Source organism: Gemmatimonadota bacterium, assembly GCA_040882465.1.
Lineage (GTDB): Bacteria > Gemmatimonadota > Gemmatimonadetes > Longimicrobiales > Gaopeijiaceae > JBBEBG01.
In genome coordinates this window covers 123,777-138,872 of record JBBEBG010000026.1, presented here as the reverse complement: position 1 = coordinate 138,872, position 15,096 = coordinate 123,777, and the positions used below count along the sequence as shown (strand labels likewise).

Sequence of the window (15,096 nt, the reverse complement as noted above, 5' to 3'; positions counted from 1 at the left end):
CGCCTTACCCCAACGCTACCACCGCGAAGAGAGTCGTCAGCCCGGCCCCGGCCGCCGCACATGCGAGTGCGAGGGGAAGTTGGGTGGTGACGTGATCCATCACGTCGCATCCGCAGGCGAGGCTCGACAGGATCGTCGTGTCCGAGATCGGAGAACATTGGTCCCCGAAAACCGCCCCTCCCAACACCGCTCCGAAGGTCACCGACAGGTAAAAGGGATCGGGGTGCACCGCGTATGCGAGCGGCATCGCGAGCGGGAAGACGACCGCGTACGTCCCCCATGACGTTCCGATGGAAAAGGACACCGCCATGCACACGAACATGAAGAGGGCCGGGAGGAGTGCCGCGTTCACCCTTCCCGCGACCGTCTCCACGATGTAGTTCCCCGTTCCGAGCTCCCGGGAGACGGTCCCGAGGGTCACGGCGAGGGCGAGGATCAGGGCGCCGATCGTCACTCCTTTGCACCCCTCCACGAAGCCGCCGATCGCGTCCCCCAGCGACATCCCCTTTGCGAGCGCGAGACCGATCGCGGCGAGGACCGCGAGGCCAAAAGCCTGCGCGATCGGCACGGCGATTCCCGCGAGGAAGATCCCCATGTCGCCCGCGCGAATCGCCGAGAGGAGCGGTCCGATGACCCCCGTCATCGCAACTCCGATGAGGACCAGAATAGGGACCGCGAAATCCGCGACGCCGGCATCATAACCCTTGGCGACGTTCACGGTCGTGAGCTCTCCGGCGGCCAGCGGCGCGGAGCCGGGACCGTCGAGCGCACCGGTCGTGCGGGCCCGTTTCCGGGCGGCCCGCATCCTTCGCCCTTCCCACGGAAGGAGCTCCAGCGCGAAGAGGAGCGTCGTGGTCACGGCGAAAAGCGCGTAGAAGTTCAGCGGGACGGAGCGGAAAAAAAATGCGAGGGCGTCCTGCTCCGTCGCGAAGTAGGGGACCGTCCCGACCACGAGCCCTGCCACGTAAAGGGGCCATGCGTTCAGCGGGATGACGGTCGCAACCGGTGAAGCGGTAGAGTCCACGATGTACGCCAGCTCCTCGTGGGAAACCCCCTGTTCGTCGGTCACCGCCTTGACCGTGGTTCCCGCGAGGACGGTCGAAATCGTCCCTCCCTGGTGAAATACCACCCCCATGAGCCAGGCGAAGAATTTCGCCGAGCGCGGACCATGGACCATCCGGGAGGAAGCCCAACGCGCGAACTCGCGCGCCCCCCCCGTCCGGGTCCACAAGCCGATGAGTCCACCGAGCGCCCAGAGGTAGACGAGGAGGATGACGGCGAAGGAATTCGTCGCGAGCGAGGGAAGGAGGAAGCGGTCCACGATGTCGAGGTCGGAGACGACGATTCCCGCGACGACGATTCCGAGAAAGAGGGAGCTCACAACGTCCCTCGTGAGGAAGACGAGGACGAGCGTGGTGAGCGCGGGGAGGAGCGACGTCAGCCCGAAATGTCCCCCTTCCGCCACTGGCCGCGAGAGCTCGGGAGAGAGGAGCCATGCCAGTAACGCGGCCATGACGGCGACGAGGACGGGGCCCCACCGCCGCCCTGGGCGGTGAGGGGGTTCCGGCGCGCTCCGGGTAGCTTCGGTCGTCCCGAGATCATCCGACAATCGTCACTCTCCGCTCTGGATCGAGAGGGAACTGACAGCTAAGCCGCACACCCGCGCCCTCCGGGACGAGCCCGACCTCGGCGACCGCGTCGGCGATCCTGACCTCCGACACGCGCGCGAGCGGGAGATGTGGCTCGAAAACGAGCTGGATCGGGATCCGCCCCCCTTCCTGACGGAGGACGAAGGTAATTTTCCTCGGCTCCCGCCGACATTCGAGGGCGATGGAGACGTCCCCCATCCGCATCCCCGTCATCCCCAGGGAGCTCCAGGTCGGGCGAATCCGGGGAGCGAGCCTGAGGCGTCCCACCGAGGCGTCTGGACGAGCTCCGAGGGCCCCCTCGACCCAGGACCGAATCAGCCGGGCGGCATGCACAGTGCGGCTCAGCGCAAAGGCCGGAAGGTCGGGACTCCCGAAGCTCTCGGGAGGGGGGAGGGGTGCCGAAAGCGCGAGCCACTCCTCCGCGCCGCCCGGTCTCCCTCCGCCCAGCACCGGGAGATGGTGCCGGGGGTTGGCGGGTGCGGGGCCAAAGGGCGAGCCTTCCTTCGCGGAGGCGAACGCCGACGGCGCCGGGCGCCCGGTCCATTCCACCCATCGGCTCGCCAGCCGGTCGAGGTCCGTTCTCTGCGGGTGTGCGGCCGAGACGAGCGCGTCCAGGACTCCCCGGGCGAGACCGAAGCGCCCGGCTGCCAATGCCGCGACGCACAACTCCGCAAGGGGCACTCCGGACAAAAAGGTCGGGAGCCCGTCGGCGACGCCCGCGAGAAAGGGACCCGTGGGGCGCCCCATAGGTCCCAACCCGAGAGAGGCCTCTTCGATGGCCAGAAGGGCGTCAGCGAGCGGCCGCGTCGGACCGGACCCGTCGAGCCCCAACCTGAGTTCGATGCCACCCTGCTCACCGCGGCCCACCCGCTGGCGTTCGCGCTCCGACAGTGGCGCGAGAGCGCGCGCGGCCGCCATCGGTTCCGAACTGCCGGGGAGGAGGAGAACGGCCACGGGGGCGCCCTCCGCGAGGAGAAGGCGAAGCTCCAGGGGCGCGTGAGGCAACGGGAGATGGAGGCGCAGATCCAGTATCCGCCTATTGCCCGGCGCACCCCTCCTTCCGGCGGGCCCGGAGCGCAAGGTCCACTGAACCACGGCGGCGGGATGGTTGTCAGCTAAGAGGCCCCGTTCCTCCAGCGAGCCGCCCGAGGGAAGGTGGATCGTTCGATGCCACGTGCCCGATCCGGCCCTCATCCCGGCTTCGCGGGAGATCGGTCCCTCTTCGGTGAAGAGCTCGAGGCGTCCCGCGAGCTTCCGCGACTCCTGGAAAAGCCCGTGTAGGCCTTCCGAGCCGGCCAGGAGGGCGGTGAGGCCCCCGCCGCACACCGGGCGCAGGGCGCCGGGAGGAAGGCTCCGCGCCCGATCGCCCGGGGGACCCACGAGCGCGGACGAGGCCTGGAGGAGGAGGAGACCGACCGGCGGTTCTTCCTGGAGGCCGCCACTCTTAGGGATGGGCCGCATCAGACGCTCACTCTCCCGCGCTCGACATCGTCATGAGAGTCCCCCGGGGCGCGGCGTCTCCCGTGACGCGCTTGTGAGGAACGGAGGCCTGTGAAATAATGAGGACCCTGGAAGGCGGACCACCTTGCCTCCCGCATCCCCGACCGAACCGGAGGACCACTTTCCGTGTCGTTTCGTTTTTCTCCCGCCCCGCCCCCGCTCCGCGCGCCCGCCCTCCGGGGGTTCCGCTAAATGGGTGCGATCCGCGTATTCATGGACAAGCACTACCTCCACTTCAACGCCCGCGAAACGGTCGAAGCCGCACGGGCCTACGAGGCCCATCTCGCGAAGGGAGGAAAGATGCTCGTGTCGCTCGCCGGGGCGATGTCCACCGGAGAGCTGGGGATCAGCCTCTCTCGAATGATCCGGGAAAACAAGGTCCACGCGATCTCGTGCACCGGCGCGAACCTCGAGGAGGACGTCTTCAACCTCCTCGGTCACGACGAATACGAGCTCGTTCCCGACTGGCGCGCGCTCTCCGCGAGCGACGAGCAGGCACTGTACGAGCGGGGGATGAATCGGGTCACCGACACCTGTATCCCCGAAGACATCATGCGCCACATCGAATCCCGCCTGCTCGACCGCTGGAGCTCGGCGTGCCGGGAAGGGACGCGCACCTTTCCCTCCGAGTACCTATTCGACATCCTGGCCTCCGGCGAACTCGACGAGCACTACCAGGGAGACCCCCAAAATTCCTGGCTCCTCGCCGCGATGGAGAAGGGTGTGCCGGTGTACTCCCCCGGGTGGGAGGACTCGACGACGGGGAACATGTTCGCCGCCAACGTCCTGGTCGGGAAGGTTCCTCACCATCAGTGCGTAAAGACGGGGACCGAACAGTTCGCGGCGCTCATCGAGTGGTACCTCGCGAACAATGGGTTGGCGGAGGGGCTTCCCTCGGTCGGATTTTTCCAGATCGGGGGTGGGATCGCCGGAGACTTCGCGATCTGCGCGGTGCCGTCCATCATTCAGGATATGAGGCGGGAAACACCCTTCTGGGGGTACTTTTGCCAGATCTCGGACGCGGAGGTTTCGTACGGTGGGTATTCGGGGGCCGTTCCCAACGAGAAGATCACCTGGGGGAAACTCGCGCCCGACACCCCGAAGTTCCTGATCAAGTCGGATGCCACGATCGTCGCGCCCCTGATCTTCGGGTACCTCCTGGGAGATTGAGGGGGCGCGGACGCGGAGCGTCCCCCTTCCTTTACTCCGACTTCGCGCAGTCGTCTCGGTTCCCGCGCGCACTGGAGAACGGATGACCAAGCCGATGCCTCCTCGCGCCGACCGACCTCCCCGCGCCGCGACGGCGGTCGTTCTCGCGGCGGTCCTCGTGGGATGTGGCCCGCGGGGCCCCGAAGGCCCGGTCCAGGTCTATGAGACGAGCATCACGGAACTTCAGGAGGCGATGGAGGAAGGGCGAACGACGGCGGTGGCACTGGTGGACGCCTATCTTGCGCGGGTCGAGGCCTACGATCGAGCCGGCCCCGAGCTGAGGGCCCTGATTTCCCTCAATCCGCGAGCCCGTGAGGAAGCGGAGGCGCTCGACGGCGAGCGCGCGGAGTCAGGGCCGCGGGGCCCCCTCCATGGAATTCCGATCGTCCTCAAGGACAACTTCGGAACCGCGGACCAGCCGACGACCGCAGGTTCCGTCTCGCTGGAGGGAATGGTGCCTCCCGAGGACGCGACGGTGGTGCGGATGCTGCGGGAAGCCGGCGCGGTCATCCTGGGGAAGACCAACCTGCACGAGTTCGCCTTCGGCTACACCAGCATCAGCTCGCTTGGCGGCCAAACCCGCAATCCCTATGACCCCTCCCGAAATCCGGGCGGGTCGAGCGGGGGCACCGGGGCCGCGGTCTCCGCGAGTTTTGCGGCGATCGGATACGGAACCGACACCTGCGGCTCGATCCGCGTGCCCGCCGCCTTCAACGGGCTCTTCGGGATCCGCCCGACCAAGGGGTTGGCCAGTGTCCAAGGGCTCGTTCCCCTCTCCCACACCCAGGATACACCGGGTCCGCTCGCCCGGACGGTCGAGGATCTCGCGATCGGGCTCGCGGCGATCGCGGGTCCAGATCCGAACGATCCGGCCACCATGGTCCCCCGCCCCTCTCTCGTGGAAGGTTTCCAGGACGCCCTTCGGGCCGATGCCTTGAGAGGAGCCAGGATCGGTGTGCTTGGGAGCTACTTCGGTGCCGGGGAGGCGGAAGCCGAAGTCAGCGCGGTCGTGCGTTCCGCGCTCGCCCGAATGGAGGAAGGGGGGGCGGAGATCGTCGAAGTTGTCATCCCCGGACTCGACACGTTGCTGGCTGGGACGAGCGTGATCACCCAGGAGTTTCGGGAAGACCTCCGCGCCTATCTCTCGGCGATTCCGGGAGCCCCGGTTGGTTCGCTCGAAGAGATCATCGCGGGCGGGCTTCACGATCCCGCCGTCGAGGGAGTCCTGCGGACGAGCAGCGCGACCGAGGGGCCGGATTCGGACGGATATCGGAGGGCACTCGGCCGCCGAGACCGGGTGCGGGAAGTGGTGATCGCCTTCCTGGACGACCAGGGGCTCGACGCGATTGCCTATCCGAGCGCGAGGCGCGAGCCCGCTCCTGTGGGCGAATCCCAGGGGGGGATCAATTGTCAGCTGAGCGCGGCGACCGGGCTCCCGGCGCTCGTCGCACCTGCGGCGCTCACAGCCTCGGGGCTTCCCGTCGGGATCGAGCTCCTCGGGCGTCCATTCGACGAAGGGAGGCTCATCGGGCTCGCCTACGCCTATGAACGTCTCGTGAATCCTCGAGTTCCGCCCCCGACAACCCCTCCCTTTTGATATAGAACAGCAGTACGGTTTCTATTCTGTCCCGCCGGTCGCAGGGTCTGCCCCTACGTGACCCGAACCATGGGGGCTGATTGGGGTCCGGACCTTCGAGTCCAAGTCGCCTCCGACGAGAGGGCCGTCTCCCCCCTCGTCGCCTTCCGTCCGGACCCCGAGAAGGGTCGAAAGCCTTGCCGCGGACGCGCCGGGGATCTCGTGCCGTAGTCCCCCGACACCGACCATCCCTCTTCCCAGGACCATTCCCTCCCACAGAAGCGCGACCGGACCGACCGGGAGTTCCGCCGAGGGAATATGCAGGTCCAACAACAAGGTCCGAAGCTGGTCCCGGGTCAGTTCGACCTGGCGGTCTCCACCCAGCTCCTTCCCCCAACGCGCGAGGAAGTGGTTCGAGGGTGTCTCCATCCCTTCGCGGCGTTGCTTGAGGGCGCGAATCCCGAGGGAGACGACCCGCCAGCGCGTCGCGGCGGGGTCACGGCCCCAGGCGGCGACGGGCCAGCGCTCGGCCGTGTGCGCCCAAACATTCTTGCCCCGCACCATCCAGTCGAGCGACGCGAGGAGGTCGTGCGGCATATCGAACCACTCTTCTAATTCGATTTGTGCTGTTGTGATCCTGAGATGAGCGGCGGCCGTGTCCTCCCCGGGAAAGGCCTCTGGAACCGGTGACCACCCGGCGTCTGGCTCGTTCGCACCCGTGGGCTTGCGGAGGCGAACCATGAAGAGGCCTCCCGAGTTCATCTGGTGTGGGTAAACGCGCCACGCCCTCGCGAGGGACGGATCGAAGCTCGTTCCCTCCCAGTCTGCGAGTCCGGGCGAATGGGGTGCTTGCAGGGGGATGGGCTCGACCTCGAGGGGCGTGTCCGAGAGGACCCGGCTCACGACCGCCTCGTTTTCCTCCGGAGCGAAGGTGCAGGTGGAATAAACCAGGACGCCGCCGGGGCGGAGGAGATCCACGGCTCGCCGGAGGAGGGCCTCCTGGACCGAGGTCACGTACGCGACGAAGCCAGCGTCCCGCCGCGGGATTCGTCCTCCCTGCCGCCGGCTCGTCCCCTCGGCGGAACAGGGGGCATCCACCAGGATCCGGTCGAACATCGCCCCACCCGGAAGCTGCCGGCCGTCCGCCGCAATGACCAGGACGTTGGGATGCCCCAGTCGGTACAGGTTCCCGAGAAGCCCCCGGAGCCTCTTCTCCTTCCGGTCCACGGCGACGAGGGGGCCGCGGTCCCCCATCAGCTCCGCGATGTGTGCGGTTTTCCCCCCCGGCGCGGCGCACAGGTCGAGGACGCGCTCTCCGGCAAGGGGCGCCAGGGCGAGGGTGGGGAGACCCATGACCGCCTGCTGCACGTGAAAGAGCCCGAGCCAGTGCTCGAGCGTCTGGGCAACCGATCCGGGGCCCCGGTCCACCCGCCAGAACCCACTCGCGCCCGTGACCTCCGAGAGCTGGAATCCCTGGCCCTCCAGCCGGGGAATGAGACGATCGGGCGACACGAGTCCCGTCCGCACCCTCAGCGTGACGGGCTCGGGCGTCCCGATGGCCTCCTGAAACCCCGCCCAGTCCGGGACGACGTCCCGGTAACGGGTGAATGGCAATTTCTCCTCCCCTCGCTCCGGCCCGCGGCGGAACCGGAATGGCTGCGCCCTTTTCCGCCCACAGCTCCGGGCTCGCATCGTCCGGGTGGCATTCGCCAGGCGACTCCGCTATACATTCTACCGAGCCGAACGAGCTCAGGGTGATTTGAAGCGTATTGCGACCCGGGAAACCGAACCGCTAAAAAGCTGCTCCCCTCGGCGCGCTCATTGTGGCGGGGGATTTTTTTTATCCCTCGCCGCTGCCCACTCCGGCTTCTCGCGCGATCCTGCGCGCGAGTGGCGTGAGCCTCCTGTCGAGGGAGGAGAACGGCCCATGACAAGCACCGCCGCACCTTCCGGACGAGCCGGCGCCCTCGCCGCCGCGGCCCGCGAACGTATCCTGCTCCTCGACGGCGCCATGGCTACCCTCATCCAGGGGTTTGGCCTCACCGAGGCCGACTATCGAGGTGACCGGTTCCGGGACCACTCGAAGGAGCTCAAGGGGAACCACGACGTCCTGGTTCTGACCCGTCCCGATGTGATCGAAGAGATCCACCGGCGCTACTTCCAGGCGGGCGCCGACATCGTCGAGACGAACACCTTCAGCGCGACGACGTTGGGGCAGAGCGAATACGGCCTCGGCGGAGTCGTCCGGGAGCTCAACCGGGAGGCCGCGTCACTGGCGCGGCGCGCGGCGGCCGCCGTGGAGGCGGCGGAACCCTCACGACCGCGCTTCGTTTGTGGGATTCTGGGTCCCACGAATCGGAGCGCCTCCATGTCTCCACGGGTCGACGATCCGGCCTTCCGCGACATCACTTTCGCGGAGCTCGTCGGTGTTTATCGCGAACAGGCGGCGGGCCTCATCGAGGGCGGTTCCGACCTCTTGATGGTCGAGACCGTCTTCGACACGCTGAACGCGAAGGCCGCCCTCTACGCGATCCGTGAGGTCCAGGCCGAGATGGGGTCCTCTCTCCCGATCATGGTTTCGGGGACGATCACCGACCTGTCCGGACGGACGCTGTCGGGGCAGACCGCGGAAGCCTTCCTCAATTCGATCCGCCACGCGCGCCCCTTTTCGGTGGGGCTGAATTGCGCGCTGGGGGCGCGCCAACTCGCTCCCCATCTCGAGGAGTTGGCGCGGGCGGCGGATACGCGGACGAGCGTTCACCCCAACGCGGGCCTCCCGAACCAGTTTGGCGGGTACGATCAAGGCCCGGCCGAGATGGCCGCCCTCATTGGTGATTTCGCACGCCGTGGGCTCGTCAACATCGTGGGAGGGTGCTGCGGCACCACACCCGACCACATCGCCGCCCTGGCGGAAGCGATCGAGGGGCTCCCGCCCCGCGAGGTTCCCGAGATTCCGCCTCTTTGCCGACTCTCGGGGCTTGAGCCGCTGAATATCGGCCCTCAGCTCAACTTCGTGAATGTTGGTGAACGCACGAACGTGACGGGGTCGCGGCGTTTCCAGACGCTGATCAAAGAGGAGCGTTACGACGAGGCGCTCGACGTCGCCCGCGGACAGGTCGAGGGGGGCGCGCAGATCCTCGACGTCAACATGGACGAGGGGCTGCTGGACTCGAAGGAGGCGATGGTTCACTTCCTCCGCCTCGTGGCAGCCGAGCCGGACATCTCGCGTATCCCGGTCATGGTGGACTCTTCCCGCTGGGAAGTCCTGGAGGCGGGTCTCCAGTGCCTCCAGGGGAAGGGGGTCGTGAACTCCATTTCCCTGAAGGACGGGGAGGAGCTCTTCCGCGAACGCGCGAAAAAAGTGCTCGATGCCGGCGCCGCTGTGGTCGTCATGGCTTTCGACGAGCAGGGGCAGGCGGAAACGAAGGAGAGAAAGGTCGAGATCTGCACGCGCGCATACCGGATCCTGACCGAGGAGGTCGGATGCCCTCCCGAGGACGTGATCTTCGACCCCAACGTATTTGCGGTCGCCACCGGAATTCCGGAGCACGACGGGTACGCCGTCGCCTACATCGAGGCCGTCCGCGAGATCAAGGCGACCCTCCCGCGGGCCCTCACGAGCGGGGGGATCTCGAATCTCTCCTTCTCCTTCCGTGGGAATCCCGGCTTGCGGGAGTCGATGCACACGATCTTCCTCTATCACGCGATCGGGGCCGGCCTCGATATGGGGATCGTCAATGCGGGTGCGCTCCCGGTGTACGACGAAGTTCCCCGGGAACTCAGGGAAGCCGTCGAAGACGTGCTTTTCCAGCGGCGCCCCGACGCCACCGAGAGGCTGACCGCGATCGCGGAGCGCCACCGCGAGGGCGGCAAGGAACGAGAGGCAGACCTCTCCTGGCGGGAGGGCACTCCCGAGGAGCGCCTCACCCACTCGCTCGTGAAGGGCCTCGACCGCTGGGTCGAAGAGGACACCGAAGCGGCGAGGAAGGGTGCGGAACGCGCCCTCGAAGTGATCGAAGGGCCCCTCATGAAGGGGATGAACGTCGTGGGTGACCTCTTCGGGTCCGGGAAGATGTTCCTCCCACAGGTCGTGAAAAGCGCGCGCGTCATGAAAAAGGCGGTCGCGTACCTCCTCCCTTACATGGAGGCCGAGAAGGAGGAGGGCGAGGCGCCTTCGGCGAAGGGGAAGGTGCTTCTCGCCACGGTGAAGGGAGACGTGCACGACATCGGCAAGAACATCGTGGGCGTCGTCCTCCAGTGTAACGGCTACCATGTCGTGGATCTTGGAGTCATGGTCTCCGCGGAGAGAATCCTTGACGCGGCGCGGAGCGAGGCGGCCGACGTGATCGGGCTCTCGGGACTGATCACGCCTTCCCTGGACGAAATGGTTCATGTCGCGGGGGAGCTGGAGCGGCAGGGCTTCGAGCTTCCCCTCCTCATCGGGGGAGCAACGACCTCCCGTGCCCACACCGCGATCAAAGTGGAAGGGCGTTACCGCGGACCGACCGTGCACGTCCTGGATGCGTCCCGTGCGGTGGGGGTTGTGTCCAAGTTGTTGAGCCCGCGCGAGCGCACCGGTTTCATGGCCCGCACGCGCGAGGAGTACGCCCAGCTTCGCGAGCGCCACGAGGGCCGCCGAGAAAAGAGCCCACTCGTACCCATCGAGGAGGCGCGGGCCAATGCCTTTCCCATTCGGTGGGAGGGGTATCTCCCGCCCGCGCCCCACACGACTGAGCTCCAGCTTTTTCCGGAAGAGTCGCTTGCGGAGTTGCGCCGGTACATCGATTGGACGCCTTTTTTCCAGACCTGGGAGCTCCGGGGGAAATATCCCGAGATCCTCTCGGATCCGGACCGGGGGGAAGCAGCTACGCGCCTCCTCGAGGACGCCAACCTACTCCTCGACGAAATCGTGGCCGAAAAACTCTTGAGGGCCGCCGGCGGGGTTCGGATCTGGCCGGCCCACTCGGTGGGCGACGACGTGGAGCTGTACGAGTCCGAAGCTCGGGATCGAGTCGTGGCTCGCATCCACACGCTCCGTCAGCAGTTCGACAAGGAGGGGGACCGAGCCAATCTGGCTCTCGCCGACTTCGTGTCCCCTCGGGACGGGGGCCCGCCGGACTGGGCGGGAGCCTTCGTCGTCACCGCGGGGCACGGACTCGAAGACCTCATTGCACGCTTCGGACGGGACCATGACGACTACCGGTCCATCCTCGCCCAATCGCTCGCCGACCGGCTGGCCGAGGCCTTTGCGGAGCGCCTGCACGAAAGAGTGCGGCGCGAGATCTGGGGTTATTCCGCCGACGAGCGCCTCTCGAACGAGGAGCTCGTCCAGGAGCGGTACCGCGGGATCCGGCCGGCGCCCGGGTATCCCGCTTGCCCCGACCATACGGAGAAAGGAACGATCATGACGCTCTTGGAGGGGCAGGACCAGGTGGGTGTCACCCTCACGGAAAGCTACGCGATGCTTCCCACGGCCGCGGTCAGCGGCTGGGTCTTTTCGCACCCGGACGCGTTCTACTTCGGAATCGGGCGGATCGGGAGAGACCAGGTTCAGGATTACGCGCGCCGGAAGGGGTGGTCGCTCCAGGAAGCCGAGCGCTGGCTGGGGCCCGTTCTAGGCTACGATCCGGAGGGGTCCGGACCCGGATCCCAGGCGCGTCCCGAAAGGAGGGAGTCCCGGTGAAAACGTTGCGAGACCTGATCCGGGACGGCGCCGTCCATCTGCTCGATGGGGCGATCGGCACCCTGCTTTACGAGCGAGGCGTGTTCGTCAACGTCTGTTACGACGAGTTGAATCTGACCGAACCGGAACTCGTGGAAGGAATCCACAGGGAATATGTGGAGGCCGGAGCGGAGATCATCGAAACGAACACCTTCGGCGCGAATCCCGTGAAGCTCTCCGGTTTCGGGCTGGAGGAGAAGACGGAGGAGATCAACCGCGCGGCGGCGATCCTGGCCCGGAGGGCATCGGCGGGCCGCGCGAAAGTCGTCGGCGCGATCGGGCCCCTCGGGATCCGAATCGAGCCATGGGGCCCGACCTCCGAAGCGGAAGCGGAGGGATTTTTCCGGCGGCAAGCGACGGGGCTCCTCGAGGGCGACGTGGACGGCTTTCTCCTCGAAACCTTTTCGGATCTGAACGAGCTCAAGCAGGCGTTGAAGGCGGTCCGGTCGGTGAGCGATCGCCCCGTCTTCGCGCAGGTGACGATCGAGGAGGGAGGGAACACCTCCTACGGGACCGACGTGGAGAGCGTGGCCCGCAGCCTCGAGGAATGGGGCGCGGACGTCATCGGGGTGAACTGCTCCGTCGGACCCGCGGAGATCCTCGATGCGGTGGAGCGGATGGCCCGCGTCACGGAAGTGCCACTCTCCGCCCAGCCGAACGCCGGGCTCCCGCGGCTCGTCGGGGACCGGAAGATCTACCTGGCGAGCCCCTCCTACATGGCCCGATACGCGCGGCGCATGGTCGAAGCGGGCGCCCGCGTCGTGGGTGGGTGCTGCGGTACCACGCCCGCACACATTAGCGAGATTAGCGCCGCGGTTTCGGTAACGGAGGTTTCGGACGGGCATGTCCGCGCAGCGGGGGCCGCTGCCCCGCGCCTTCCCGCACAGGAGGTGGCGGCCGGCACCTCCCCCGTTCCCCTGGCGGAACGCTCGCCGCTCGGGCGCGCGCTCGCGGCCGGGGAGTTCGTCGCGTCCATCGAGCTGCTTCCCCCTCAGGGATGGGATCTTTCGGGACTCATCGCGGATGCACGCCGGGCGCGGGCGGCCGGCGTGGACGTGGTGACGCTCGTGGATGCGGGGAGAGGGCTCAGGCGCGCGGGCGTAATTCCCGCGGCGATCGTGCTGGCCGGCCAGGTGGACGCCGAGATCGTCGTGCACTACACCTGCCGGGACCGCCACATGCTTCGGATGATTTCGGACTTTCTCGGCGCGGCGGCGGCCGGCATCCGGAACGTCCTCGTGGTGAGCGGCGACCCCGCTCCGACGGGTCCCTATCCGGACCACACATCGGTCCTCGACATCGATTCGATCGGCCTGACGAACGTTCTTCACCACCTGAACCGCGGGGTGGACCCGGGCGGGCACGCGGTGGAACCTCCCACCCGGTTCGTGGTGGGGGTGGCGCTGAACCAGGGGGCCGCCGACCTTGAACGCGAGACGAGTCGATACCGGTGGAAGGTCGAGGCCGGGGCCGACTTCGCCATCACGCAGCCCGTTTTCGACGCGGGTGCCCTGTTGCGTTTCTTGGAGCGGGCGGGTGCCCCGCGCATCCCGATCCTCGCAGGACTCTGGCCGCTCGCGACGCTTCGGGACGCGGAGTACCTCGCCCAGGAGGTCCCGGGCGTGCAGGTGCCACAGGAAATCCTGAGCCGGATGGCCGGCGCGGAGGCGCGGGGAGCGGAAGAGGCCGTAAGCGAAGGTCGAAAGATTCTGAGCGAGGTCCTGGAGGCCGTCCTCCCCCACGTGCAGGGAGTGCATGTGAACGGATCGCGCGGGGGCGTGGAGCTCGCCCTCGAATTGGCGGAGGAAGCCCGCCGACGGGCGGGTATCGGGCCGCATGGTCGCTGACCGTCCCGCTCCAGCCACGCGAGACGCGGGGCGATCGGGCAACGCGCCCGGGCGGGGTCCGTTCATGGAGGCGCTACGGGCGCCCGGACCGCTACGGGCCGTCGAGTTGCGCCCACCGCGGGTCGGCCTGATCGGCGGCCGCTCGGTGGACGCATGGATCGACCTGAATCAGGCCATGCGCGCGCTCCTTCGTGCCGGCCGTTTCGTCCTCTTCACCGACGACGCGGTGGGCGACCCGGAAGAGGAGAGTCTTCAGCACCTGACGTCCAACCTCGGCGCCGGGCACGATCTGTCACGCGTGGTCCCCTTTCTGACCTGCAAACACTCGCTGGAGTATTGTCTCCTTTTCGCCAGGAGGGCCGCGTCACACCGCCTGGGGGCCCTCACCGTGACCGGCGGCGACCGGTCGGTCGGCCCGGCCCGCTGCGTTCCACACTCCAGGGATCTGCGCCGGCTCATCCGCGAGCAGGTCCCTGATCTCGCCCTGGGTGCCTGGGTCAATCCCTTCCGGGATCCCGGCGAACAGGTGGATCTCCTCCTGGATCCCGATTTCTACGCGGACTACGTCCTCACTCAGGTCGTCTCGCATCATGAAATCGAGCCCCTCGAGCGCTTCCTCGCGACCGCGGCCGAGCGCGGGGTGACGCTCCCGATCCTAGTGGGGGTCTTTTATTACCGAAGTGGACGCCCGCGCACTCTCGAACGCCTGGGAAAGTTCATTCCCGTGCCCGCGGATGCGCTGAGAGAGGAGTTCGAGCGTGGAGCCACCCCCGAGGCCGTATGCGCCCGGAGCCTCGAAGCGCTGCGCGAGCGCGGGATCGAAAAGATCTACCTGAGCAACCTCGAGCCTCGCAAGGCAGAAGAACGGCTTCGCCGGATCGAAGCCCTCCTCTAGCCGGCGAAGCCACCTTCGCGGCGCGGAGCGGTTACGCCTCCTCGCCCGCGACCGCCTGAATGTCGAGGGAGATCTGGACCTCCTCGCCAACGGTGACGCCACCCGCCTCGAGCAGCTGGTTCCACGTCAACCCGAAGTCCTTCCGGTTGATGCGCGTTTCGGCGTGGAATCCGATCCGCTCGTATCCCCACGGATCCACGACTTCTCCGAGGCGTTCGACGCGAAGGACGACCGGGCGACTCACGCCGCGGATCGTCAGCTCTCCCCCGACGCGGTACCGGTCGTCCGAGATTTCGACCTCTCGGCTCTCAAAGCGGATCGTCGGGTGGTTCTCGACGTCGAAAAAGTCCCCGCTCCTGAGGTGGGCGTCCCGGTCCGCGTTTCGAGTGTCGATGGACGAAGCGTCGATCTCGACCTTCACCGAGGAGCGGGACGGGTCATCCTGGTCGAGCCGGACCGTCCCCGCGACACCGGGGAAACGCCCCTTGACCGTAGATAACATGAGGTGCCGGACGCCGAACTCCACCTGGGTGTGCGCGGGGTCGATGTTCCAGACCCGAACCTGTTCGGTGACCCCTTGGCTGCTCGTTGCCATGTTCTCCCCCATTTTTCTCTGAATCGTGAAGTCACGCGGTGAGACAATTGGCCGTTCAGGGCCCCGGACCGGATTGATCGCACCGGCATTTATCTCATTACTG

At 67.3% G+C, this 15,096-nt stretch carries 9 protein-coding genes; 5 read left to right on the top strand and 4 right to left on the bottom strand.

Features of this window, described 5'->3' with window-relative positions; all coding sequences use genetic code 11:
- Positions 1 to 4: 4 nt before the first annotated feature.
- The gene (locus tag WEG36_08555) at positions 5 to 1,609 is read right to left on the bottom strand and encodes a Na+/H+ antiporter NhaC family protein (protein ID MEX1257654.1); all 1,605 of its coding nucleotides are present in this window, start codon (positions 1,607 to 1,609) and stop codon (positions 5 to 7) included.
- Positions 1,599 to 3,110: a hypothetical protein gene (locus tag WEG36_08550; GenBank protein ID MEX1257653.1), complete on the bottom strand. Its 1,512-nt coding sequence runs from the start codon at positions 3,108 to 3,110 to the stop codon at positions 1,599 to 1,601. The genes WEG36_08555 and WEG36_08550 overlap by 11 nt, the downstream gene beginning before the upstream one ends.
- Positions 3,111 to 3,341: 231 nt before the next feature.
- Here WEG36_08550 and WEG36_08545 point away from each other — a divergent pair, with 231 nt between their 5' ends.
- Both WEG36_08545 and WEG36_08540 read left to right on the top strand, forming a co-directional pair.
- Complete coding sequence (locus WEG36_08545; protein ID MEX1257652.1) at positions 3,342 to 4,319, top strand: deoxyhypusine synthase family protein; 978 nt, start codon at positions 3,342 to 3,344, stop codon at positions 4,317 to 4,319.
- Between the two features lie 82 nt (positions 4,320 to 4,401).
- A complete protein-coding gene (locus WEG36_08540; protein MEX1257651.1) occupies positions 4,402 to 5,955 on the top strand; it encodes an amidase family protein in 1,554 nt (517 codons plus the stop codon).
- A 21-nt stretch (positions 5,956 to 5,976) separates the two neighbouring features.
- Here the strand turns inward: WEG36_08540 and WEG36_08535 are convergent, their stop codons facing one another.
- Positions 5,977 to 7,548 (bottom strand): RsmB/NOP family class I SAM-dependent RNA methyltransferase, encoded by a 1,572-nt coding sequence (locus WEG36_08535; protein ID MEX1257650.1) that lies wholly within the window; start codon positions 7,546 to 7,548, stop codon positions 5,977 to 5,979.
- Between the two features lie 313 nt (positions 7,549 to 7,861).
- Between WEG36_08535 and metH the strand changes: the two genes are divergently transcribed.
- The 3 genes from metH (at position 7,862) to WEG36_08520 (ending at position 14,398) form a co-directional block, all read left to right on the top strand.
- Positions 7,862 to 11,617: a methionine synthase gene (metH, locus tag WEG36_08530; protein ID MEX1257649.1), complete on the top strand. Its 3,756-nt coding sequence runs from the start codon at positions 7,862 to 7,864 to the stop codon at positions 11,615 to 11,617.
- Positions 11,614 to 13,503, top strand: coding sequence for a bifunctional homocysteine S-methyltransferase/methylenetetrahydrofolate reductase (locus tag WEG36_08525; GenBank protein ID MEX1257648.1), 1,890 nt, complete (start codon positions 11,614 to 11,616; stop codon positions 13,501 to 13,503). The genes metH and WEG36_08525 overlap by 4 nt, the downstream gene beginning before the upstream one ends.
- Positions 13,504 to 13,567: 64 nt before the next feature.
- The gene (locus WEG36_08520; protein ID MEX1257647.1) at positions 13,568 to 14,398 is read left to right on the top strand and encodes a hypothetical protein; all 831 of its coding nucleotides are present in this window, start codon (positions 13,568 to 13,570) and stop codon (positions 14,396 to 14,398) included.
- Between the two features lie 31 nt (positions 14,399 to 14,429).
- Here WEG36_08520 and WEG36_08515 read toward each other — a convergent pair whose 3' ends face one another.
- The gene (locus tag WEG36_08515) at positions 14,430 to 14,993 is read right to left on the bottom strand and encodes a YceI family protein (GenBank protein MEX1257646.1); all 564 of its coding nucleotides are present in this window, start codon (positions 14,991 to 14,993) and stop codon (positions 14,430 to 14,432) included.
- Positions 14,994 to 15,096 lie beyond the last annotated feature (103 nt).